General features: G+C 69.7%; 20 protein-coding genes. 8 read left to right on the forward strand and 12 right to left on the reverse strand.

Features of this window, described 5'->3' with window-relative positions; all coding sequences use genetic code 11:
• Positions 1-28 precede the first annotated feature (28 nt).
• Positions 29-280, forward strand: coding sequence for a hypothetical protein (locus ACFUNE_RS31885; protein ID WP_383575201.1), 252 nt, complete (start codon positions 29-31; stop codon positions 278-280).
• An 11-nt stretch (positions 281-291) separates the two neighbouring features.
• On the opposite strand, the gene ACFUNE_RS31890 is transcribed toward ACFUNE_RS31885, so the two are convergent.
• Both ACFUNE_RS31890 and ACFUNE_RS31895 read right to left on the reverse strand, forming a co-directional pair.
• Complete coding sequence (locus tag ACFUNE_RS31890) at positions 292-1311, reverse strand: aldo/keto reductase (protein WP_383575203.1); 1020 nt, start codon at positions 1309-1311, stop codon at positions 292-294.
• A 28-nt stretch (positions 1312-1339) separates the two neighbouring features.
• The gene (locus tag ACFUNE_RS31895; RefSeq protein WP_383575204.1) at positions 1340-2236 is read right to left on the reverse strand and encodes a helix-turn-helix transcriptional regulator; all 897 of its coding nucleotides are present in this window, start codon (positions 2234-2236) and stop codon (positions 1340-1342) included.
• Between the two features lie 532 nt (positions 2237-2768).
• On the opposite strand from ACFUNE_RS31895, the gene ACFUNE_RS31900 reads away from it, so the two are divergent.
• The 3 genes from ACFUNE_RS31900 (at position 2769) to ACFUNE_RS31910 (ending at position 4866) form a co-directional block, all read left to right on the forward strand.
• Positions 2769-3518 (forward strand): MFS transporter, encoded by a 750-nt coding sequence (locus ACFUNE_RS31900; RefSeq protein WP_383575206.1) that lies wholly within the window; start codon positions 2769-2771, stop codon positions 3516-3518.
• Positions 3518-4402, forward strand: coding sequence for an aldo/keto reductase (locus ACFUNE_RS31905; RefSeq protein WP_383575208.1), 885 nt, complete (start codon positions 3518-3520; stop codon positions 4400-4402). The genes ACFUNE_RS31900 and ACFUNE_RS31905 overlap by 1 nt, the downstream gene beginning before the upstream one ends.
• Before the next feature lie 92 nt (positions 4403-4494).
• A complete protein-coding gene (locus tag ACFUNE_RS31910) occupies positions 4495-4866 on the forward strand; it encodes a DUF2255 family protein (protein WP_383575210.1) in 372 nt (123 codons plus the stop codon).
• Positions 4867-5536: 670 nt separating this feature from the next.
• On the opposite strand, the gene ACFUNE_RS31915 is transcribed toward ACFUNE_RS31910, so the two are convergent.
• On the reverse strand, positions 5537-6067 hold the full coding sequence (locus ACFUNE_RS31915) for a GNAT family N-acetyltransferase (RefSeq protein ID WP_383575212.1): 531 nt from the start codon (positions 6065-6067) through the stop codon (positions 5537-5539).
• A 412-nt stretch (positions 6068-6479) separates the two neighbouring features.
• Here ACFUNE_RS31915 and ACFUNE_RS31920 point away from each other — a divergent pair, with 412 nt between their 5' ends.
• Together ACFUNE_RS31920 and ACFUNE_RS31925 are read left to right on the forward strand one after the other, a co-directional pair.
• The gene (locus ACFUNE_RS31920; protein WP_383575214.1) at positions 6480-6809 is read left to right on the forward strand and encodes a chaplin; all 330 of its coding nucleotides are present in this window, start codon (positions 6480-6482) and stop codon (positions 6807-6809) included.
• Between the two features lie 388 nt (positions 6810-7197).
• Positions 7198-8073, forward strand: coding sequence for a DUF4394 domain-containing protein (locus ACFUNE_RS31925; protein ID WP_383575216.1), 876 nt, complete (start codon positions 7198-7200; stop codon positions 8071-8073).
• 110 nt (positions 8074-8183) lie between these two features.
• Here ACFUNE_RS31925 and ACFUNE_RS31930 read toward each other — a convergent pair whose 3' ends face one another.
• The 9 genes from ACFUNE_RS31930 to ACFUNE_RS31970 form a co-directional block, all read right to left on the reverse strand.
• A complete protein-coding gene (locus ACFUNE_RS31930; protein ID WP_383575218.1) occupies positions 8184-8693 on the reverse strand; it encodes a TspO/MBR family protein in 510 nt (169 codons plus the stop codon).
• A 370-nt stretch (positions 8694-9063) separates the two neighbouring features.
• Positions 9064-10110 carry a 2,3-diaminopropionate biosynthesis protein SbnA gene (gene sbnA, locus ACFUNE_RS31935; protein ID WP_383575220.1) on the reverse strand — a complete coding sequence of 349 codons (1047 nt, stop codon included), beginning with the start codon at positions 10108-10110 and terminating at the stop codon, positions 9064-9066.
• A gap of 66 nt (positions 10111-10176) precedes the next feature.
• The gene (gene sbnB, locus ACFUNE_RS31940; RefSeq protein ID WP_383575222.1) at positions 10177-11247 is read right to left on the reverse strand and encodes a 2,3-diaminopropionate biosynthesis protein SbnB; all 1071 of its coding nucleotides are present in this window, start codon (positions 11245-11247) and stop codon (positions 10177-10179) included.
• A complete protein-coding gene (locus ACFUNE_RS31945; protein ID WP_383575224.1) occupies positions 11247-12251 on the reverse strand; it encodes a TauD/TfdA family dioxygenase in 1005 nt (334 codons plus the stop codon). Before ACFUNE_RS31945 ends, sbnB begins: the two co-directional genes overlap by 1 nt.
• Positions 12252-12277: 26 nt before the next feature.
• On the reverse strand, positions 12278-14752 hold the full coding sequence (locus tag ACFUNE_RS31950) for an amino acid adenylation domain-containing protein (protein WP_383575226.1): 2475 nt from the start codon (positions 14750-14752) through the stop codon (positions 12278-12280).
• Positions 14749-17298: a Pls/PosA family non-ribosomal peptide synthetase gene (locus tag ACFUNE_RS31955; protein WP_383575228.1), complete on the reverse strand. Its 2550-nt coding sequence runs from the start codon at positions 17296-17298 to the stop codon at positions 14749-14751. The genes ACFUNE_RS31950 and ACFUNE_RS31955 overlap by 4 nt, the downstream gene beginning before the upstream one ends.
• Positions 17299-17559: 261 nt before the next feature.
• The gene (locus ACFUNE_RS31960; protein WP_383575230.1) at positions 17560-18075 is read right to left on the reverse strand and encodes a hypothetical protein; all 516 of its coding nucleotides are present in this window, start codon (positions 18073-18075) and stop codon (positions 17560-17562) included.
• Between the two features lie 104 nt (positions 18076-18179).
• The gene (locus ACFUNE_RS31965; RefSeq protein WP_383575232.1) at positions 18180-18725 is read right to left on the reverse strand and encodes a 2'-5' RNA ligase family protein; all 546 of its coding nucleotides are present in this window, start codon (positions 18723-18725) and stop codon (positions 18180-18182) included.
• A 134-nt stretch (positions 18726-18859) separates the two neighbouring features.
• Positions 18860-19432 carry a HutD family protein gene (locus ACFUNE_RS31970; RefSeq protein WP_383575234.1) on the reverse strand — a complete coding sequence of 191 codons (573 nt, stop codon included), beginning with the start codon at positions 19430-19432 and terminating at the stop codon, positions 18860-18862.
• 160 nt (positions 19433-19592) lie between these two features.
• Between ACFUNE_RS31970 and ACFUNE_RS31975 the strand changes: the two genes are divergently transcribed.
• Both ACFUNE_RS31975 and ACFUNE_RS31980 read left to right on the forward strand, forming a co-directional pair.
• Positions 19593-19811 carry a hypothetical protein gene (locus ACFUNE_RS31975; protein ID WP_383575236.1) on the forward strand — a complete coding sequence of 73 codons (219 nt, stop codon included), beginning with the start codon at positions 19593-19595 and terminating at the stop codon, positions 19809-19811.
• 14 nt (positions 19812-19825) lie between these two features.
• The gene (locus ACFUNE_RS31980) at positions 19826-22189 is read left to right on the forward strand and encodes a GH92 family glycosyl hydrolase (protein ID WP_383575238.1); all 2364 of its coding nucleotides are present in this window, start codon (positions 19826-19828) and stop codon (positions 22187-22189) included.
• The last annotated feature ends 351 nt before the right edge of the window (positions 22190-22540 follow it).

A 22540-nucleotide genomic window follows, 5' to 3' on the forward strand; every position in this document is an offset into this window, starting at 1 on the left:
CCCTTTCCGTACGGAGACCGTCCGCCACATGGGACTCATCCTGCTCGTCCTGCTCATCGGCCTGCTCTGGCTCCTGTCGTCGCTGCTCCCGCTGCGCCACCGCACCGCCAGGCTCGTGTTCACCTGCGCCCATCTGACGGCCACGGTCGCCCTGGTGACCGCCGCGGACCGGTCCTCGCCGGGGCAGCCTGCCCTGTGGATACTCGTGTTCGGCCCCGGAGGTCTGGTGTCGCTGGTGCGTCTTGCCGCGGCGATCGTGGGCGCGGTCCGGGCGGCTTGAGCAGCATCGTCTCAGCGGCGCCGCTGATCGGCCCGCAGTTCGAAATCGCCGTAGCTGTTGTCGACCGGGTTGACCGTGAGTCCGGGGGCGACGATCTCGTCGACGGCGTCGAGCACGTCGGAGGACAGGGTGATGTCGGCGGCGGGCAGGAACGCCTCCAACTGCTCCATGGTGCGCGGACCGATGATCGCCGAGGTGACACCGGGGTGGTTGACGACGAAGGCGACGGCCAGCTCGATCAGGGAGAGGCCCGCCTTCTCCGCCAGGACGGCAAGCTGCTCGACGGCGTCGAGCTTGCGACGGTTCGCCGGGGTACTCATGTCGAACCGGGCCTGGGGGCGGGCGGAGGAGGCCGGACCCTCGGTGGCGTTCTTGCGGTAGCGGCCCGAGAGCCAGCCGCCGGAGAGCGGGCTGTAGGTGAGGGTGCCCATGCCGTGACGGCGCGCGGTGGGGAGCACATCCTCCTCGATGCCGCGGACGAGGACGGAGTACGGCGGCTGCTCCGTCACGAACCGCTCCAGGTTCCGCTCGCGGGCGGCCCACTGGGCCTCGACGATCTGCGAGCCGGAGTAGGAGGAGGAGCCGAGGTAGCGGACCTTGCCCTGGCGGACGAGGTCGGTGAGGGCGCCGAGGGTCTCCGCGACGTCGGTGTCGGGGCTGGGGCGGTGGACCTGGTACAGGTCGATGTGGTCGGTGCCGAGTCGGCGCAGGGAGTTCTCGACCTCGCGGATGATCCAGCGTCGTGAGCCGCCTCGCCTGTTGGGGTCGTCCTGGCCCATGGGCATGAAGAACTTGGTGGCCAGGAAGACGTCCTCGCGGCGTCCCACGAGCGCCTTGCCGACGATCTCCTCCGAGACACCGGCGGAGTACACGTCGGCGGTGTCGACGAAGTTGACGCCCGCGTCGAGGGCGCGGTGGATGATCCGGATCGAGTCGGCCTCGTCCTCGTTGCCCCAGGGGCCGAACATCATCGCGCCGAGGCAGAGGGGGCTGACCTGGACACCGGTGCGGCCGAGCGGTCGGTACTGCATGGAACGGTTCTCCTCAATTCGTGTGTGGTCAGTCGTTCGCCGTGGGGACGCCGGTGGCGGTGCTCGCCCAGCTGGCGAGGAGGTTGAGGGCCTCGCGCTCCGGAGAGTCCGGTTCGGGGGTGTAGAAGTTCAGGCGCAGGCCGGGGTCGGACGGCAGTTCCATCGCCTCGTAGGGCAGCGCGAGGTCGCCGACGAGCGGGTGGTGCAGGTGCTTCACCCCGGAACGGTGGAACTTCACGTCGTGCCGGGCCCAACGGCGTGCGAAGTCGTCGCTGCGGGTGGTCAGTTCACCGATCAGGTCGGTGAGTGCCCTGTCGTGCGGCGAGCGGCCCGTCTCCGTGCGCAGGAAGGCGACGGCGTCGTCGGCTCCCTTGTCCCAGTCGGCCCAGAATTCCCTGCTCGCGGGGTCCAGGAACATGAAGCGGGCGCTGTTGACCGGGCCGCGCTGCGCGAACAGCGGCGAGTCGTAGACCGACGCGTACAGGGCCCGGCCCAGTGTGTTGGCGGCCAGGACGTCGAAGCGGGCGTTGCGGACGTAGGCCGGCACGTCGGCCATGGAGTCGAGCAGGCGCATGATCGTCGGCCGTACCCGCGACGAGGTCGCCGTGTGCCGTCGGCCGGACGGTGTGGCCGCACGGGCAAGGTCGTAGAGGTGGGTGCGTTCGGCCTCGTCGAGCTGCAGGGCGTGCGCGAGGGCTTCGAGCACCGAGTCCGAGGCACCCGAGAGGTTCCCGCGTTCCAGCCGGATGTAGTAGTCCACGCTCATGCCCGCCAGCAGTGCGACCTCCTCCCGGCGCAGCCCCGCGACGCGCCGCTTCCCGCCGTAGACCGGGAGCCCGGCCTGCTGCGGGGTGAGCCGTGCGCGCCGGGTGCCCAGGAACTCCCGTACTTCCGCGGCCACGTCCTTCTTCATGCTGTCGGCCATGCACTGGTCCTGGTGTCGTCCTCGCTCCCGCGCCCGGCGGGCTGTGCCCGGGCCGAGCCCGTGCGGAGCGGGCTCGGCCCGGGCAGAGGCCGGGTGCGGCCCAGCAGTGCTGTGGCAGAGCACCGGTCCGGCCCGGGGCGAGCCGGTCGCCTCGGCCGACGGGCCGGGCCCGACATCGGGTACGAAAGCACGGCAGGCTCCTCTCGATCGGTCTGCGGGGGTATGGCGGCCCTTCCACGGTAGGTCCGCCGGGTCGGACCTGCGAGGTACTGCCAGTACCTGGAAAGGCAGTGACTCCCACTCCCCCGCCGAGGTGCCGTTACCTGGCAGAAGCCAAAGACTGGCGGCCCGGGACAGGGCCCGAATGACGACCGACGCGAGGAAAGACCGTGCGCGCAGCAGCCACCCACGAGACCGGCGACGCCTTTGCCGGGCCGGCAGCCGATCCGGGCCGTCCCGGCGTTCCCGGAGTGCCGAGCGATACGGGGGACACCTGGCCACCCTGGGATCGGCCGCGCTGGTCCTGGGCATCGTGAACGCGGCCGACCACGGCTCGACGACACCGGCCACCCTGCTCCCCCTCGGAGCGGGCGCGGCGATGCTGGTCCTGTTCGTCGGCGTGGAGCGGCGGGCCACGCAGCCGATCGTGCCGTTGCGGCTCTTCGCGAGCCGCGAGCGCGGCGGCGCCTACGTCACCCGAATGCTCTACATGGGCGCGATGATGGGTTTCTTCTTCTTCACCGCGCGGTTCGTGCAGAGCGTCTACGGATGGACTCCCTTGCAGGCCGGGCTCTCCTTCCTGCCGATGACGTTGGTCAACTTCGCCTTCGCGGTCAGGGTGTCCCGGCTGCTGGAGAGGTTCGGCAGGCCGCGGGTACTCGCCGCGGGGGTCGCACTGACGACTGTGGGCATGGCCTGGCTGAGCCTGCTCAACCTGCACACGCCCCACCTGACGGGTGTGGCACTGCCGATGATGCTGATCGGCGCCGGCCAGGGGCTGGCGCTGGCCCCCATGACCTCCAGCGGCGTCGACGGCGTCGCGGAGGACGCGGGGGCCGGCGCGGCCCTGGTCGACACCGTGCACCAGATCGGCAGCGCGCTGAGCCTGAGCATCCTGACCGCCATGGCCGCCCACGTCTCCACCGGCCACAGGGCATCCGACATCGCGACCCGCGCGGGCGCGGCCCTGACGGGCTCCACCGTGCTGCTCGCCCTGGCCGTCGCGACCGTTCTGACCCTCATCGTGCCCTCACGGGCATCCCGTAACGAAAGGACCCTCTGATGCAGACCCTCACCCTCAACAACGGCGTCGAGATGCCCGCGCTCGGACTCGGCGTCTTCCAGACACCGCCCGACGAGACCATGGCCGCCGTCACGGCCGCGCTCGACCTCGGCTACCGGCACATCGACACCGCCGCCGCCTACGGCAACGAACGCGAGGTCGGCCAGGCCCTGCGCGACTCCGGCGTCCCGCGGGACGACATCTTCGTCGAGACGAAGATCTGGATCAGCGACTACGGCTTCGACGAGACCCTGCACGGCTTCGACAAGAGCGCCGCCAAGCTGGGCGTCGACCGGATCGACCTGCTGATCCTCCACCAGGCCCTGCCGTCCGACTTCGACAGGACCGTCGCCGCCTACCGCGCCCTGGAAAAGCTCCTGTCCGACGGCAAGGTCCGCGCCATCGGCGTCAGCAACTTCATGGTCGACCACCTGACCGCCCTCATCGACGCAACGAGCGTCGTCCCGGCCGTCAACCAGTTGGAGATCCACCCCTACTTCCAGCAGCGCGAGGTCCTCGACTTCGACGACACCCACGGCGTCCTCAACCAGGCGTGGTCCCCCATCGGTGGCATCACCTTCTACCCGGGCTACGGCGAGCACCGCACAAGCGTCCTGGAGGATCCGGCCGTCACCCGAATCGCCGAGACCCACGGCAAGAGCCCTGCCCAGGTCCTGCTGCGCTGGGGACTCCAGCAGGGACGCTCGGTCATTCCCAAGTCCACCAAGCGCCACCGCATCGCCGAGAACATCGAGGTCTTCGACTTCGACCTCACCTCCGACGAACTGGCCGCCCTGGACGCGCTGGAGACCGGCCGCCGCGGCGGCCCGGACCCGGAGGCCGTCACCCTCGCCGACTACGGCCGTGCCATCCCCGAAGCCTGACGTCCCACCCGCGCGACCGCAGCCTGCCCGAGCCCCATTCGCCGGGCGTCCGGAGATTGCCCGCATTCTCCCGCCCATGGAAGGTGAGAACCATGACCACCTGGAACGACTCCGACCTGACCAGCATCGGTGCGGCGGAAGAACTGGACCTGGAATCCGAACGCGGCGACGGCACTCTCCGCGCGCCCGTGACCATGTGGGTCGTACGGGCCGGTGACCGGCTCTACGTCCGCTCGGTCAAGGGCGTCGACGGCCCCTGGTACCGGGGCACCCGGTCCCGTCACCAGGGGCGCGTGAAGGCCGGTGGTGTCCGGGCCGACGTCACCTTCCGCGACGCCGACCCCGGCGAGTACGCCGGCGTGGACGCGGCCTACCGGGAGAAGTACGGCCGGTACACCAGCATCGTCGAGCACGTCCTGACCGAGCGGGCCCGTTCCTCCACGCTGCGTCTCGAACCCCGCTGACGCCCCCGCACCTCTCCGGGGAGCACCAACCGTGTGAGCCACCCTGGTCCACGCCTCCGCGGCTTCGGCCGCGCGCACGCCACCCAACTCCTGGCCCGCGACCGCGCCATCGGCAGCGTCCGCGCCCAGGAGCAGGGTCGCGGACCTGCCGGAGGAGTATCGCCGCAGCACCCACCGCGGACCAGGTCAGCGCCGCTTGGTGAAGTAGCCGCCCTGATACAGCTTTTAGAGAATCCACGGGCTGACGACGACGAACGCCACGAGCACCCATGGAAGCCACGGCGGTCCGTCCGGTCTGGCGTCCTGCGCCAACTCGGCAAACATCCCGGTAGGAGCAGTCATGCCGGACGTCTACCCTCTCCTGCCGACTCCATCGGATTCGAGCGCGTGGACGACTGGCCGGCGCTTCGCCTCACCCTCCCCTGCCGTCGGGCTCCCCTCGGCCGGCAGCCTCCTCGTCCTGAGCTACGTGCGGTGACCCACGAGGAACCGCTGCGGTCCAGCAGCCCGAGCCACGGACTTCGGCATGCGGGGAGGTGAATTGCCCCCGTTTTGATCACCTTTCGTACCGTTGCCCGGGACGAAAGGCCTGCTCCGGCGGAGATATTGCCTGTACCGGAGACCGGTGTGTCCGCACGTCGCACAGCCCGGCGAAGCACCGGGCCGAGCGTCAGGGCCTCAGCAGTCCGCCCACCCACCAGTCGTGCGGCTCGCCGTCGTTGGCGATGCCGCGATTTCGCAGTGTCCCTTCGACGGTGAAGCCGAGTTTCTCGGCGACGGCACGCGAGCCGGTGTTCCCGGCCATGGCCCACCACTCGATGCGGTGGACGTCGAGGGTGGCCCAGCCCCAGTCGCACAAGGCCCGAGCGGCCTCGACCGAGTACCCGCGTCCGCGCTGTTCCTTGACCGCCCAGTAGCCGAGCTCCCAGACGCCGCGGCTGATGAGGGTCAGGCAGTACGAGCCGACCAGGGCGCCGGTGTCCTTGCGGAACGCGCCGAGAGTGCAGTCCCTGTCCTCGGCCCACTGTGCGGGCAGCTTCTCGCCGACGAGCTTCTCCGCGTCCGCACGCCGGTACGGCACCGGCACCGGGGTGTAGAACTGGATGTCCTCGTCCTGGCAGGCTTCGTACACCGCATCCTCGTCGGCCGGCGTGAAGGCCCGCAGCACCAGACGGCCGGTCTCAAGAGTCACTGGATCCATCGCGGCAGTATGACCACCATCAGCAAGCGGCGACCAGCGAATATCCCGACCGGGCACGCCCGTGACAACACCCCGGGCTGGCCGGCGGTCGTAGCAACACCCCAGGTCAGATGCTCCGAGGAGGAGCTGCACCCCTCATCGATCGCGGACCTGCGTAGCAGGGAAACTACTCCTGCCCATCTCCCTCGTCCAGGGTGTCCTCGCGACCCCGGCCTCGACGTCGTCCGGCCGCCACGTGGCAGCCGACGGCGCCGGCACAGACCGCGTGGCTGTGGCAACCCTGTAGGGCTCGTCCATTGCGGGGAACGGCGGCGACGGACGGGCGCGTCGAGGAACTCGGCGGAGACGGACCTGCATGGTGAATGAAGCCCCCGCATCCAGGCGGTGGCACTCACACTCTGCGGGAGACTTCATGTTCAAGCTCGGAAGCGCGGCAGTCATGACCGCGGCTGCAGGCGCCCTGATGTTCGCAGGGGCGGGCGCTGCCAGCGCCGACGCCGGCGCACAGGGGATCGCCTACGGCTCCCCGGGCGTGCTGTCCGGCAACGTCGTCCAGATTCCCATCCACGTTCCCATCAACGCGTGCGGCAACTCGCTGAACGTCATCGGTCTGCTGAACCCGAGCTTCGGTAACACCTGCATCAACGGTGACTACGACGGCAAGGGCTACTCCGACGACAAGGGTGGCCACGACGACGGCAAGGGCGAGGACCACGGCTACTCCGAAGGTCACGGCAACTAACACCGCTTGAGTCCGCGATCCCTGCCCGTTCGAGGCACCCGAGTGGCTCGACCGGGCAGGTGGGTCCGTGGGGCCGGTGGTGACGCGAGGCCTCAGGGTCCGCCGGCCGGAGTCGGCGTGGCATCTCATCGGCGGCCGGCCCTGATGAGATGCCGGCCGCGTCGCCTCCGGACTCGCGGCGCGGCCTTGACGCAGTAGTCCTGGCCGTCCAGGCCCGTCCTGCGCCGCGAAACGTTCGCCACCCTCGAAGTGCGGCTCGCGGATCACCCCATGTGCGCCATTTGGGGCATATTGCGCCCGAGATCCAAACCATGGCGACGGTGGCGCCGAACGACGGGTGCACCCGCCCCGCTCCGTGGGCGGTCGGACTATTGCTCGGAGTGCAACCGTGCGTACTCGTCTTCTTTCCGCGGCCGCCGCCGGCGTCATCGCGCTGTCCCTCGCCGCGCCCGCTCTCGCGTCGGCCGGAACCGATCCCACCCCGTTCGGTCCGCGCGAACGCGCGGCCTCGCCCGGCCTCGTCAGCGTGGGGCTGACCTCGGACCAGCGCTTGGTCGGCTTCCGGGTCACGAATCCCGGCGACAGCTGGTCGTTCGGCAAGGTGTCCGGCCTGAGGGCGGACAGGAAGCTGGTCGGTATCGACTTCCGTGTCCAGAACGGCAAGCTCTACGGAGTCGGCGACCGCGGCGGCGTCTACACCGTGAAAAGCGACGCTCAGGCCGTCAAGGTCTCGCAGCTCACCGTCGCCCTGACGGGCAGGAACTTCGGCGTCGACTTCAACCCCGCCGCAAACCGGCTGCGCGTCATCAGCGACACCGGACAGAACCTGCGCCACAACATCGACGACCCCGCAGCCCCTCGGAACACCACCGTCGACGGCACGCTCACCAACCCGACCGCACCACCGTCCACCGCGCTCGGAGTCACGGGGGCCGCCTACACCAACAACGACCTCGACGCGGACACCGCCACCACCCTGTTCGACATCGACACGGTCAACGACCGGGTCTCGCTCCAGTCCCCGGCCAACGCCGGAACCCTCGCGCCCGCCGGAAACCTGGGAGTGAACGCCGGACCCCGGGCCGGATTCGACATCTACTACAAGGCCTCCGACGGCTCCAACCGCGGGTTCGCGGCTCTGACCACCGGCGGTGAGCAGCGCTTCTACCGGGTGAACATCCTCGACGGCGAGACGTCCCTCGTCGGCGCGTTCCCGGCCGGCCGCCAGGTCGTCGACATCGCACTCCCGCTGAACCAGAACTGAGAACGGCCTGCGGCGGTGTCGGCAGGAATCCCTGCCGACACCGCCGCAGACGAACCGTGCCGCCTCGCCTGCGGCGAGGGATCCTCACCGACGACGGCGCCTGCCACACGTCATCCGGCGCGGTTGCGTCGCACGAGCGAGACGTTCAAGGCGGTGGCAAACAGGCACCAGGCGGCGTAGGGGGCGAGGGCGGCGGCGGCCGCGCGGTCGGTGGCCGCCAGGCGGCGGGCGAGGTGGATGTTGCTGACATCCAGAAGCACGGTGCCGGCCAGACCGGCCCGCGGGCTCCTGCGGCGGAAGAACAGATGGTTCCACGCCACGTTCAAGGCCAGATTCACTCCCACACCGGCTGCCAGGCGGGCGCGCTCGGAACCGCGGGCACGGCTGAGCCCTTGGCCGGCGGCCCAGGCGACAGACGCGTAGAGCGGTGTCCACACCGCACCGAACGCCCAGGACGGCGGCTGCCACCGCGGCTTGTCCAGCGCCTTGTACCAGGCACTGTCCGCGTCGACGGCCCGCGCGCCGGCCACCGCCGTCACGGCCACGGCCGCCACGGCGGCTGAATGGCTCTGCCACTTCCTGCGTGCTTCGGGCTGCGGACGCTCGCTGATGATCCTCACGAAAGGACGTATGCCCCCAATCAGCGGGACTTCCCTCCTTGTCACCGACTGCGTGCATGTACCCCCATGGGCCGAGCAGAGGAACCGCGCGGCATGGAGGGGCCGCCCGCGTCAGGGCTACGGGAGGGCGGGGCCGGTGGCTCAAGGCGGTCATGTACATGAGCCACGCATCCTCCCGAATCTCGTGGTGAGCCCTTCGGCGCGTATCGCCCTCAGAGGCGGCGGACTTCGCACCGTGCGCCCGCACAGGCTCGGCAAGGTGGCTACGCGAGCCGGATGCTGACGCTTCGGGCGGCGAGGTGAGGATGAGCGGCGCCCACTCCGCACCCCCTTCGCTCGTGCCGCGTGGCGGAGGACCAGCGGTCGCTCTTCAGCCCGTGCGCCCGCTGCCCGACGGAGTACGCGAAGAGCGCTCGGGCGGTTGCGGGCCGCGCGGCCCCGAAGCTTCCGGGGCACGCCCGGCGAGGTCCGGCGGGATGTCCCCGTACAGGTCCTGGACCCAGTTGTCCTGGTAGACGGTGTCGAGGTAGCGCTCGCCGAGGTCCGGGGCCACGGCCACTGCCGTGAGGTCTCGCGCCCTCCTGCCTGCGAGCCATTCGACCGCCCCGCTCACGACCGTGCCGGTGGAGCCGCCGAAGAGGAAGCCGTGCCTGGCGAGGCGACGGCACGCCCAGATCGTGTCCGCCTCCTCGACCAGCACCACGTCGTCCACGTACGACTCGTCCAGCAGGGGCGGCCGCATGCTCATGCCGAGGCCCGGGATCATCCGGCGTCCCGGCGTCCCGCCGAAGGCGACCGAACCGACGGTGTCCACCGCGACGATCTGCACGGGCCTGTTCCAGGTCCGGAACCAGCGCGCGCACCCCATCAGCGTCCCCGTGGTCCCGGCACCCACGAACAGGACGTCGAGCTTCGGGAACGAGTGTGCGATCTGTGGCGCCGTCGTCCGGTAGTGGGCCTTCCAGTTGGCGGGATTGGAGTACTGACTCAGCCACACGCACCGGTCGTCCGACGCACACAGCCGACGGACGTGGTCCAGCCGGGCACCGAGGAAGCCTCCGTTGGCCTCCCGGCCGTCCACCATGTGCACTTCGCTGCCCAGCGCCTCCATCATCAGTCTCGTGGCGAGGTTGCAACGCGCGTCGGTCACACAGACGAAGCGGTACCCCTTGCTCGCCGCGATCATGCTCAGCGCCACACCGAGGTTCCCGGAGGAGGACTCGACCAGCACCGAATCAGGTGTCAGGGAGCCGTCGCGCTCGGCCGCGGCGACCATCTCGGCAGCCGCCTTCAGCTTGATCGAGCCGGCGAAATTGAAGCCTTCGCACTTGAGGAGCAGCGGGTGGCCGAACACCGGCTCGACGTCCACATAGAGCTCCTCCTCGTTGAATGCCTGGGGAACGGTGATGACCGACACGACGAACTCCTCCTCCGGTTGCTGCACGGTGGGTGGGCGGGCTCTCCTGGCCCGGTGCAGCTTCTGTCATCCGTATCGGCGCCGTTCGTGGAAGAAGTCGTCGATGACGCGCAGTTCGCCGGAGCGTGCGACGCGCTCGTAGACGTAACCGCCGACCGCGAGGTCGAGCACCCCGAGGCCGAAGGGTGAGAAGACCACGGGCCGGTCGCCGGGCGGGGTCACACGCCCCTCCATCACGTCGTCCAGGGTGCCCTGGACGAAGTCCCGGTCTCCGGTGAGCTGCTCGGTCAGGTGGGGGGAGGTGGCCGCCCGGAGGCAGTGGTCGATGTCGTCCACGATGTTGGTCGAGGCAAGCAGGACCCTCGGGGCGAGATCCCGCAGGGACACATGGAGCACCACGGGGTTGTGGTCGAACCACGCCGGGTCGTCGACGTGCGGCTGGTCAGCGATGGTCGCGAAGACCACGAGATCGCTCGTGCGGATCAGCTCCTCCGGAGAGTGGTGGACCGTGACGGCGGCGGCACTGCCGGACTGCTCCACGTAGAGGCGGAAGCCGGCGGCGCTGTCGGCGGACAGGTCGTAGACCCCGATGTCGTCGAACGACCAGCCGGAGCCCTCCAGGAAGGTGTGGATGTAACGGGCGATCAGACCCGTGCCGAAGAATCCGACACGCGTGGGGCGGGGCCGGTCGCGGCTGAGCCTGTCGGCGGCAGCGGCGGCGGAAGCCGCGGTCCTCGTCGCGCTGATGATGGAGCTCTCCAGACAGGCGAACGGATAGCCGGTGCCCGGATCGTTCAGGATCAGCACTGCGGAGGCGCGCGGGATCCCGGACCTGACGTTGGCGGGGAAGCTCGAGATCCACTTCAGTCCGTCGACGGGTGACTCGCCGCCCAGGGACGCGGGCAGCGCGATCATCCGGGACGTCGGGCGGTCGGGAAAGCGGAGGAAGGAGGAGGGCGGGTTCACCGTGCGAGCGTCTCCGTGCAGCTTGTAGGCGGCCTCGACCACCTCCACGATCTCCTTCTCGCGTCCCTCGAGCGCGTGCCGTACCTGGCTGCCGGGTATCACCGCGAACGAAGGCACGGTGGCGCCTTCCGCCGTGGGGCCTCCTGCGGAGAGGGTGGGGGCGGCGTTCATCACGGAGTCCTTCCGATCGTGGGCGAACAGGTGTCGAGCCGGGTCGGCGCCGCCATGGCGACGACGACGTCACGCGGGCCTTCGAACGCCTCCCGGCTGTGCGCGGTGCGGATGTTGTCGACGAGGAGCAGGTCACCGGCCTCCCACGGCCGGCTCACCGTGCGCTCCTCGTACACCGCGTTGATGCGGCGGACGACGTCCTCCTCGATGGGCTCGCCGTCGCCGTACCACGTGTTGAAGGGCAGGCCGTCCGCTCCGTACTCCTCGACGAGGAAGCCGCGCACCTCGGGTGCGAGCGTCCACTCGTTGAGGAAGGCGATCTGGTTGAACCAGCAGCGTCGTCCGTCGACCGGGTGGCGCACCACGGCGCTACGGCGCTGCGCGGTGCGCAGGCCGCCGTCCGGCTGCCACTCGTAGGAGACGGCGTGGTCGCGGCAGTAGCTCTCCACGGCCTCCCGGCTGTCGGTCCCGAACGCCTCGCTGACCGTCGCCCCGATCTCACCGTTGTAGCTGCGGGTCAGGAGCCACCCCTCCCGTGCGAACCGCTCGGTCAGTTCGTCCGGCAGGTCCTCGAGCACCCCGGCCGCGTCGGCGAGACCTGTGGTCCCGCCCGTGCCGGGCTCGGACAGGCAGACGAGGAGCAGCAGGCCGGGAAAGTCCAGCGTGTAGCTCAGCTCGTGGTGCATGCACATCGGCTGATTGGGAGGCCATGCGGACGACGAGTAGACGCCGGGGTGGTAGGTCTGCCTGGTGGCGAATGCCTCACGCTCCACGACCGCCTCGACGTCCAGGAGACGCAGCACTTCAGCGACGGCCTCCGGATTCCGCAGGTCCAGCCCGCGGACCAGGACGGCACCGTGCTCGTCGAGTGCGACGCGGAGCCCGTCCCTGGCTCCCGGCAGCCAGGTGGCCGGGTCGTCGCCTGCGGGAACCCGCACCATCGCGGTACGGCCCCGGTCCCGTTCAGGAGCGAGCGGCTGGAGGGTCATGTCCACAGAAGTCATGGTGATCTCCTCAGGGTTGTGATCGGTCAGGGGGTGGAGCGTCCGTCGACGAGCGAGGCCAGGTCGGTGAGTACGGGATGGCGGACCAGGTCCTTGAGCGAGACCTCCCGGTCCAGGGAGATCGCCAGCCTGACCGCCGACAGCGAAGTGCCGCCGCGGTCGAAGAAGTTGTCCTTCCGGCCCACCACGTCCCGTGGCACTCCGAGCACGTCGGCCCAGACCTCTGCCAGTCGCTGTTCGGTGGGGGTGCGCGGCATGTCGACGTCCTCGTGGGCGGTGGAGGAGTCCGACGACGCGGCGCGTACGGTCAGTTCACGGCGGTCGATCTTCCCGTTCGCCGTCAGTGGCAGCGTCTCCTGCCAGTGAAAGACCGACGGGACCATGTAGGCGGGCAGGGTGTCCCCGAGTCGCTCCCCCAGAACGCCCGGACTCAGGGGGCGCGGGCCGCTGCAGAAGGCGATGAGGTGCGGCCCGAGCCCGTCGCGGTCGGCGACCACCACGGCGGCGTCGTGCACGCCGGCCGTCTGCAGCAGCGCGTTCTCGATCTCACCGATCTCGATCCGGAACCCTCGGATCTTCACCTGGGCGTCACGGCGGCCGAGGAATGCGAGCTGCCCGTCGGGGAGCCATCGGCCGTAGTCGCCGCCGAGGTGCAGCCGCTCACCGGCTCGGTGCGGATCCTCCAGGAACACCGCACCGGTCCGCTCGGGGTCGTTGATGTATCCGCGGCCCACGCTGACGCCGGAGAAGGCGATGGCACCAGGGGCGCCCAGCGGCACCGGGGAGAGGTGCTCGTCGACGAGATAGACGCGCACGTTGTTGACCGGGCGGCCGATCGGCACCCCGTCGGTGTCCGGGACCCGCTCCAGGACGGCGTGGTTGGTGTCGTCCGACGTCTCCGTCAGGCCGTAGGCGTTGACCAGCCTGACTCCGGGCATCACGGCGAACCAGCGTCGGACGAGGTCCTTCTTGAGGGCTTCGCCGGTGACCGAGACGCAGCGCAGATCGGGCATTTCGCGCGGACACTGCTCCAGGAAGGTCAGGACCGCGTCAAGGTAGGACGGCACCATCTGAACGATCCCGACCCGGCCCGTCACCAGCGTGTCCACGTACCGCCTGACGTCCAGGATCGCCTCCTGGCCGATCAGCAGGGTCCGTCCGCCGGTGAGCAGGGCGGAGAGCAGTTGCCAGAGCGAGATGTCGAAGCACTGGGGCGCGGTCTGGGCGACCACCTCGCTCTCCCTGATCCCCAGGTCGTCGATCTTCGCGAAGAGGTGGTTGAGCATGCCCGCGTGCTCGATCATCGCGCCCTTGGGTTCGCCGGTCGATCCGGAGGTGAAGAAGACGTAGGCGAGATCGCCGGAGCCGACCGCCGCATGAGGACCTGTGTCCTCGCGGGCCTGCTCGCACATGGCCCCGATGGGGCAGATCCGTACGCCCGGCAGTGACGTGACGGCGCGGTCGAGTGTGGTGGTGCTGCCGGGTCCGGTGAGCACCAGCCGGCAGTCCGCACGGCTCAGCATGGTGGCGATGCGATCAGCCGGGAAACGCGGTTCGACCGGCAGGTAGACGCCGCCGGACTTGAACACCGCCAGGATCGCGACCAGCCATTCGAGGTTCCTCTCGCTCACCACGGCGACGACGCCCTGTCGGGCGAGCCCCGCGCCCAGCAGGGCCTGGGCCAGCCTGTCCGACCGGATGTCGAGATCTCGGTAGGTCCAGCGCCGCTCGCCCTGGACCGCCGCGACCCGGTCCGGATGCATGCGTACCCGCTGTGCGAACAACTCGTGGAACCGCAGGTCGGGAAGGACACGGTGCGGTCCCGCGAGCCCGTCCACCTGGTGGAGGTGCTCCTCGTGCGACAGCAGGCTCTGCCGCCCGTGTACCGCACCAGGGTCGGCAGCCATCATGGTGAGCGCGGTGAGGTGGTAGCCGGCGATCCGGGTCGCGCACTCCTCGTCGAGAAGGTCCGTCCTGTATCGCAGCCGCAGCACCGGCCCGTCGTCGTGCGGGACGACCGCCACCTGCAGCGCCGCGTCCCGGACCGTGACGCCGCCGCCCGCCGGATCGAACACCGCCTCGGGAGCGATCGCGGGGAGGCCGAGTTCCCTGCGAAGAGCTTCCACCGGGTAGTCCTGGTGGGCCAGGAGTTCCCTCTCCGTCCTGTCCGCTCGCAGTACCAGCGCCCGCCATGTGACGGGCAGCGTGGTGAGCCGGCACGGCATCGGCCCGGAATCAGTCATGTAGCCCGTGGTCACGCCCTGCTCCCCGGACAGCGAGGACAGCACCTTGGCGTGTGCGGCCAGCAGCGGCGACGTGGGAGAGACGTCCAGCGACCGCGTCAGCGCCTCCAGGCCGGTGACGAGCGCGTCGGGAACGTCGACGTCCACGACCGCGTGGCCGGGTTCCGGGGCACGTGTCCAGCGCGGCACAGAGGTGAAGCCTCCAGCCGTGAGAACATCCCGCCAGTACTCCGCGTCCTTGCCCGTGGCCCTGTTCATCGTGTCGCCTCCTGGTCCCGAGCGGCGATTCGGTCGTTCTGGCGGGCCGGATTGCCGCCCCACAGGCTGCCCTCGGGGACGGACTCCCCCTTCATCAGGAAGGAGTCGGGAGCGAGTTCCGCTCCGTCACCGATCGTCACTCCGTAATGGACGAACGCCCCGACCCCGAGCGTGCAGCCGGCACCGACAGTGGAGTGGTCGGACTTGAAGGTGCCGTCCTCCTGCGAATGGCACTGGACCACACTCCCGGCGTTGAGCGTGGAGCCGTCGCCGATGGAGACCATCGTGCGCTCCGTCAGGTAGCAGCCGTCGTCGAAGACCCGGCGCCCGATCCGCACGCCGAGCAGCCGCCATATCTGGCTCTTGAAGGGCGTCCCGTTGAAGAGCTGGAGATACGTCTCCGACGGCACCTTCCAGAAGCGCTCACGCCGCCAGAAGCGCAGGTCGTAGATCGAGGAGAACAGCGGGCCCGGCGGGTGGAACGACGTGACCGCGCGTTCCACCAGCACGAAGTAGGCGGTACTGACGAGAACGACGAGGACGTTGCCCAGCCCGACCGCCACGGCACCGACCGAGGTGTAGAGCTCGGCGGAGGCCGACACGGTCAGGGTGACAAGGAATGCGTAGATCCACCGGACCAGCAGATACAGCCCCATGGAAGCGGCGTTGTGCCTGTTCTTGGCGGCCAGGCCGTGGCGCAGCTCCTCGCCGTCCTTCATGCGGTCGAAACTGCTGTCCCGCTGGACCGACCGGGGAATCTCGAAGGCCGGCGAGCCGAGGAGGCCCACGCCCTCCCTGACCTTTCCGCTCACCGGGACCATGACCTTCGTCGCCAGCAGACAGTTGGCACCGGTCCGGCTCCGTGAGGGGTACGCGATCCTGTTGCCCAGGAAGTTCCGGGGACCCACAGCGGCGCGGGAGACGCGGAAGGAGGTGCTGGAGAATTCGGCGTTGTTGACGGACAGCCCGTCGGCGACCATCGTGCCCGTGCCCACGGTGCTCAGGTAGGGGGTCTCGTGCTTCACCTCGGTCCCGAAGTTCGACCCCGTCTGCTCCACGCGTGAGAGGTCGTACCCGAGCAGTCGGAGGTAAGGGACCACGGCGGAGCTGTCGCCGAAGAGCCGGGTGAGGAAGCGGCGGTTGCTCAGCAGGGTGATCGCCCGGTGCGCCCCGTAGTGGAACCCGTAGAGGGGATAGACCCTGTCCGGCACGATGGTGCGGCTGAGCAGCCGCGGGACGATGGCCAGCACGAGGAATCCGAGGGGCACGACGACGAAGAGCAGTACGAACGAGGCGAGCAGCGCGTCGCGGTAGAACACCCAGGTCGTCAGGATGGACGGTCCGGGTTCCAGCACAGCCGAGAGCTGCGGGGCTTCGGCGAGAAGTATCCCCAGGCCGCCCACCGTCAGCGGCAGATAGACCAGCAGGGCACTCAGCAACTGCACGAAGCCGTGGAGCGACCTGCGCATCGGGCCGCAGGGCGCGGGGTCCACCACCTCGTACGGCTCGTCCGCGCGCTCAGCCGGGGAACCGTGCCAATGCTCGCCCGGGGGAACCGCCTGCCCACGGTGCAGAGCCGACGCATGAGCCAGCCGCGCGCGCTCGCCGAGAGACGTCCCGATGTCGAGAACGGATGCCTCGGCTACGACAGCATCGTCCCCGAGCGTGACCGTGCCGGTCTCGATCATGCCGTCACGGGCGCGGTAGCAGGTGAAGAACGAGTCCTTGCGGATGACGGCGCGACTTCCCAGGGACAGCAGGTCGGTGCACAGGGGAACGTGGCGGGAGAAGACGACCGTCCCTGCGCCGATCCGCGCGCCCAGAGCCCTCAGGTAGAAGGTGTAGACGGGCGATCCGACGAAGAGCACGAGGGGGTTCGACCGGGTGAGTGTCCTGACCACCCAGAGCCGGAAGTACGCCAGGCTCCAGATGCGGATCTGCTGGGGCTTCCACCGCCCCACGAGGATCCACTTCACCGCCACCGGCAGGACCGCCAGGCCCGAGAACGCCGCTGCGCCGACGACCACCGACCGGAGATACACATCGGTCACGCCGGAGCCCGCGGAGATCCACTCGTAGCCCCGGACCCCCAGAAAGCCGATGAGGCATGAGTAGGCGAGGAAGGTCAGCAGCTGGAGGGTCCCGCACAGGACGTACCTGGCCCGGCCCGTCGCATCCGTGGGTGGCGACACCGAGACGTCCGGGGAAGCGGGAGCGGACCGGACGGAAACACAAGGCTCGCCAGGCACGAGCGCCGAGGCCAGACCGCCGACGGTGGGGTGCGCGTAGACGTCTCGCATCGAGATCGGCGGAACGTCCGCACGCTTCCTTGCCCGCGCGCAGAAATGAGCCATCACCAGCGAATCGGCACCCAGGTCCTTGAAGAAGTCACTGTCCGCGGCCACATGGTCCAGATGCATCACGTCGGCCAGTACCTGCGCCAGGATCCTCTCGGTACCCGCCGCCGGTATGCCGTCCAGTGGATCGCCCCGCGGCGGGGCGCCTCCAGGAGGCGGGGACAGTGTGGCGACCTTCTTGCCGCTCATGGGGGCTCCCTCGCGAGAATGCTTCGGCTCTCCGGTTCGGTCGTCGGCGCTGCGGCCCGGGCGGTCGGCAACCCGGACGGGGTATCTCCCTGACCGTGGGTGGTTCACCAGCCACGGAAGTAGCTCGATCCGCGGCCGGACGCCTGTACGGTCGACCCACTCGATGCGGGATTCCTGCAGCGCTTCCTACCAGGCATTCGAAACAGCCGGAGGGAAGGTTTGCCCATATCGGAAGAAATCGCCGATCACCCGCGCCGGGTGTCAGCCGAGGAAGCGTCCGACCCGGGCAGCGAGGGAGTCGAGGGACACGTCGGGCACGGCCCCCGGCGTACGCGCCGCCGCCGCGTCCAGGGCGAGCGTGAGAGCGCCGACGACGGGCGGAGTGTCGGGGATGACGATCTGCGGGTCCCCGTGCGCCGCGTGCAGTGCCTCCCGTATGCCGGTGTGGAGCCGGACGCACCCTGACCGCAGCAGTCCGCCACCCAGGACCAGCGGCACCGCGTCCGGTCCGCAGCCGGGCCGGGCCGTGGTGGCGGCGACGAAGGCGACGGCCTCGGCAGCGAGCCGGTCCACCAGCGTGCAGGCCACGGCGTCACCGTCGTCGGCCGCAGCGAGGACCAGCGGCGCGAGCTCCATCAGCCGGGTGCGCGTTATCTCCCCGCGGTGGACCGCTTCGGCGAGCTCCAAGGGCCGGTTCAGGCCGAAGTGGCCGGGAGGGGAGCCGGCCAGAGTGGTGGGCGCACCGCGGCCGTCCTCGGCACGGCAGGCCGTCCTCACCTGCTCATCGCCGAGGTCACCGCCACCGCCCAGCCGACTTCGGCCTTGTTGTGTTCAGGCGTGAGCAACGCCCGGACGCCGGCCGGAGATCCTGGTCGACGCAGTCACTCCGGACCTGGGCTCAGACAGCCCGTCGTACGGGTGAGCGAGTCGTAGTACCGGGCTTCGGTCCAACGGCCCCTCGATGAAGCCGAAGCGTCCGCCGTGACGACGAGCGGCCCGGCGTCGAGGGCGCCCCACGCCGTGGGTCGTCCACGGCCGAGCGTGATGTGCGGGACCCACCGGACGGGGTCGAGCAGCGGGTTGAGCCGCCCGCTCGGTGACGCCTCAGCCACGATGCGCCACACCGTCCGGTGCAGGTTCAGCAGGACGTCGTCGGGCCGAACCGCCCAGGCCAGCACCTGCGTGCGGCCTGAGAAGCGCAGGAGCCCATCGAGGCGCAGCGGGACGGGAAGGCCTGCGAACGTCCGCCGCAGCTGAACGTGGACCTCTACCGGCAGGGCGTCCGCCGTTGCGAGCGTGAGGTGTGGCCGGTTCGTCGGATGCTGGTGCGTGGCCTGGCTGGGCAGGCCCAGGTCCGCCAGACGACGCCACACGTCCCGGACGGCCCGGTCGGTCGCCTCGTCGGGAAGCAGTTCCACACTGTGCACGCCAGCAGCGTACGACGGCGTGCTCCTGCCGGGGCGGTGGCGCGGCGATGACACCGCGGGGTGGGACAGCAGGCCGGCAGCCGGCCCTGCCGCAGGTCCTGACGGCCGCGTTCGAGGTCCTGACGCAGGCGCGGTCAGCCACCGGGGCGGGCCACGAGGTCCACGAGCGCCAAGACCCCCTCGACGCCGAAGCTTTCGCCGTGCCCGTCCGGGAGCAGGACGGCGTCGAGGCGGCCGAGGCGGACAGAGGCCCGCTCGAGCACGGCGGACCCGTCCAGGACGATTGCCAGCACACGGGTCCCGGCCGCGGGCGACACGGCTGTGCCGGAGCGCACCACGCGAACCCGCGCCGTCATCTCGGCACGCCGTGCCATCACGTTGAAGGCGACCACCGGTCCGTCGAGCAGCCGGCACTCCGTGACCGCGTCGCCGGACAGGACGAACGGCTCGTACGGTGCGTCCATCGTGTGCGGGGCCCCGTCGACGGTGAGGGTCACGCCCGGTCCGTCGACGACGGTGATGATCCTGTCGACCCCCGGGAACGCGGAGAACGGCCCGCCGCGCTCCACATCGGCGACGCTGACCCGCCACGCGAAGTCGTCCGTCGCCGCGCCCATCGGATGAACCGCGACCTCCGACGTCACGCCTCCGCCGTTGCTCCACGGCGTCGGCACCCTGTCCTCGGCGCGCAGGATCTGCGGTGTCATGCGATTTCCCTCCGGATCGAACTGCCAGAAACACGCCTGCGTCCCCCTGACCCTGACGGGCAGCAAGGAGACGTCGTGCCGGACGCGCTGTCGCGGGTCCGCGAGCCGTGCACTCAGCGCGCACGGGTGAACCCGGTCAAGGATCCCCCGCCGTGACTTCATGGATCCCGCCGGGTATCCGGAGCAAGCTGACCGTGCCGGACTGCACGCCGCGATCGCCCACGGCCACGTCGGCGTCGGCGTCATCCCGGCGTCCGAGGACCTGCGCCGTGGATACGCCTACGGCGGCATTCGTGGACCGAACGTGATCGACAACGGGTTGACGGGACAGCATCACGAAGGCAAAGATCATCGAATCGAGTTTGACAACGTTGTCTAAGAGAGGCTCGCCCGATGAGAGCGCTGAAGCGCGCGTTCACCGTCCTGTTGATCACCACCACCCTGACCGCCGCGTCCGTCACCTCCGGAGTCGCCGATGCCAGGGAACAGGGACCGGTATTCGCCGATGACCCCACCACGCTCGTCGACACGTCGATCGGCAACAACGGCGACGGGACCACCTTCCCGGGTGCCGCCGCCCCGTTCGGCATGGTTCAGCTGAGCCCCGACACTCAGTTGAACAAGTACGCGTCCTATGACTACGCGCAGGACACCATCCTCGGTTTCAGTCATACGCACCTCTCGGGCGTCGGCTGCCAGACGATGGGCAATGTCCGGTTCATGCCGACCACCGGGGCGGTCACCTCGTCCGATCCGGCCCAGTACGCTGCGAAGTTCAGCCACGACGAGGAGACCCGCGCACCGGGCTACTACGGCGTGAAGTTCGCCAACGGCATCCGGTCCGAGCTCAGCGCGACAGAACGAACCGGTCAGCACCGCTACACCTTCCCCGCCGGCTCGGACGAGGAGAACGTCCTCATCGAGACCGGCGAGAGCAACGGCAGCACGTATGCCGGCGGCATCAAGGTGGTCGGCGACGACACCGTCGAAGGGTGGCTCCAGGGCGGCAACTTCTGCGGCGAGACGGGCAAGGAGCGCTACCGGGTCTTCTTCAGCGCCACGTTCGACAGGAAGTTCTCGAAGTTCGGCACCTGGTCCGACGACACCCTCACCCCGAACCAGCGCGAAGCCTCGCGCGGCACCAAGCGCGCGGGCGCCTGGCTGACGTTCGACCCGTCCGAGGGCGACCGGGTCGGCGCATCGGTGGGCCTGTCCTACACCTCGGTCGACGGCGCGCGGCTCAACCGCAAGGCTGAGCAGCCGTCCTCGTTCGGCAAGGCCCGCACCGGGGCGCACGACGCCTGGCAGGACGAGCTGAACCGCATGCGGGTGGCCGGCGGCAGCACCGCCGATCAGCGCACGTACTACAGCGCCCTCTACCACTCGCTGCTGCACCCTTCGATCGGGTCCGACGTCGACAAGCGTTACCGGGGCTTCGACGACAAGGTGCACCGCGCGGACGCCACGTATTACCAGATGTTCTCGCTGTGGGACACCTACCGCTCGCAGAACCAGCTGGTGGCCCTGCTGAACCCGGACAAGGCCGCCGACATGGCCGCATCCGTGCTGCGCGTCCACCAGGACGGCGGCTGGCTGCCCCGCTGGGGACTGGGCAACGGCGAGACCAACGTGATGAGCGGCGATCCCGTCACCCCGTGGATCGTCGACCTCTACAACCGCGGCCTGCTCGACGACCGCACCTCGCGTCAACTCTTCGACGCGCTCTGGAAGAACGTCAACGACGTCCCCTCGGACCAGTCCCTCTTCCGGGGTCGCGACGGCAACCCGACATACGTCGAGAACGGCTGGGTCGGCTACCAGAACCTGCCCGGTTACCTGTACGGCGACAGCCGCCAGGCGGGCTCGGCCACGCTCGAGTACGCACTCGCCGACTGCGCACTGTCCACGATGGCCGACGGCCTCGGCCATCACGCCGAGGCCGCGACGCTCGCCGCGCGCTGCGACAACTTCGCCACGCTCTGGGACACCGACGTCACCTCGCAGGGCTTCACCGGTTTCCCGGTCACGAAGAACGCGGACGGTACCGTCGCCGGGGATCCGGACCCCACCCAGTCCGGCGCCTTCCACGAGGGCACGGCGTGGCAGTACCAGTGGCTGGCCCAGCAGGACCCGCAGACCCTCTTCGGCCTGATGGGCGGAGAGGACAAGGCCGAGCAGCGGCTCGACACGTTCTTCGATCTGCCGACCGTGCTCTCCGATCCGGCGAAGGCCGCTTCGGAGTCCTGGGTGACCGGCGCGTACGACTACCACAACAACTTCGCCTTCAACCCGAACAACGAGCCTGACTTCCACACGCCGTGGATGTACGCGTGGACCGGCGCGCCGTGGAAGACCTCGGCCGTGCTGCGCGCGATGCGGACGCTGTTCACCGACGACGCGTACGGCATGCCCGGCAACGACGATCTCGGCGCCACCTCGTCGCTGCTCGTGTTCGCCATGGCCGGCGTCTTCGAGGCCCAGCCCGGCTCCGCGACCTACATCGTCAGCGCGCCCATGTTCGAGAAGGTCGAGATCCGGCCCGAGCACGGCCGGAAGATCCGCATCGTGGCCCCGGGCGCGAACGCCTCGAAGCTCCAGTACGTCTCCTCCGTCTCCACTCTCCGGGGCAACCTGCGTCGGAGCTGGCTCTCCCACGAGGACCTGCTGCGTTCCGGCACGATCTCGATCAAGCTCTCCGACAGGCCTACGGCATGGGGCGCCGACGCCGCCCCGCCCGCCATGGGCGGCCGGAACTGAGGTGAGCGGGTCCGGTCCGCTCACGGACCGGACCCGGTGACGCGGGCGACCGCCGCACGCTCCGGTGCGGCGGTCGTCCGGTCTCACGGAGTCTGGACGGGGGCGTTCGGCGTCACCGAGGGATTCGACCTCATCGGCGGCGGCACGCCGGCCACCTCCACCAGGAGAACGGCTGAGACGTCGCCTACGCGATCAACAACGGCGAGAAGCCTGTTGCGGAGGTGAATCCCTCTTTGCGACGATCACGATGTGGCGCGAGGGGATGACAGCAGGGCAACGGAGCAAGAGCCCAAGGCCCGGTACGGGGCCAGAACCTTCCACAGGTGGCTGACCTGGGAAGACCGTCCCTAC

The organism is Streptomyces sp. NPDC057287 (genome assembly GCF_042667905.1).
Taxonomy (GTDB): domain Bacteria; phylum Actinomycetota; class Actinomycetes; order Streptomycetales; family Streptomycetaceae; genus Streptomyces.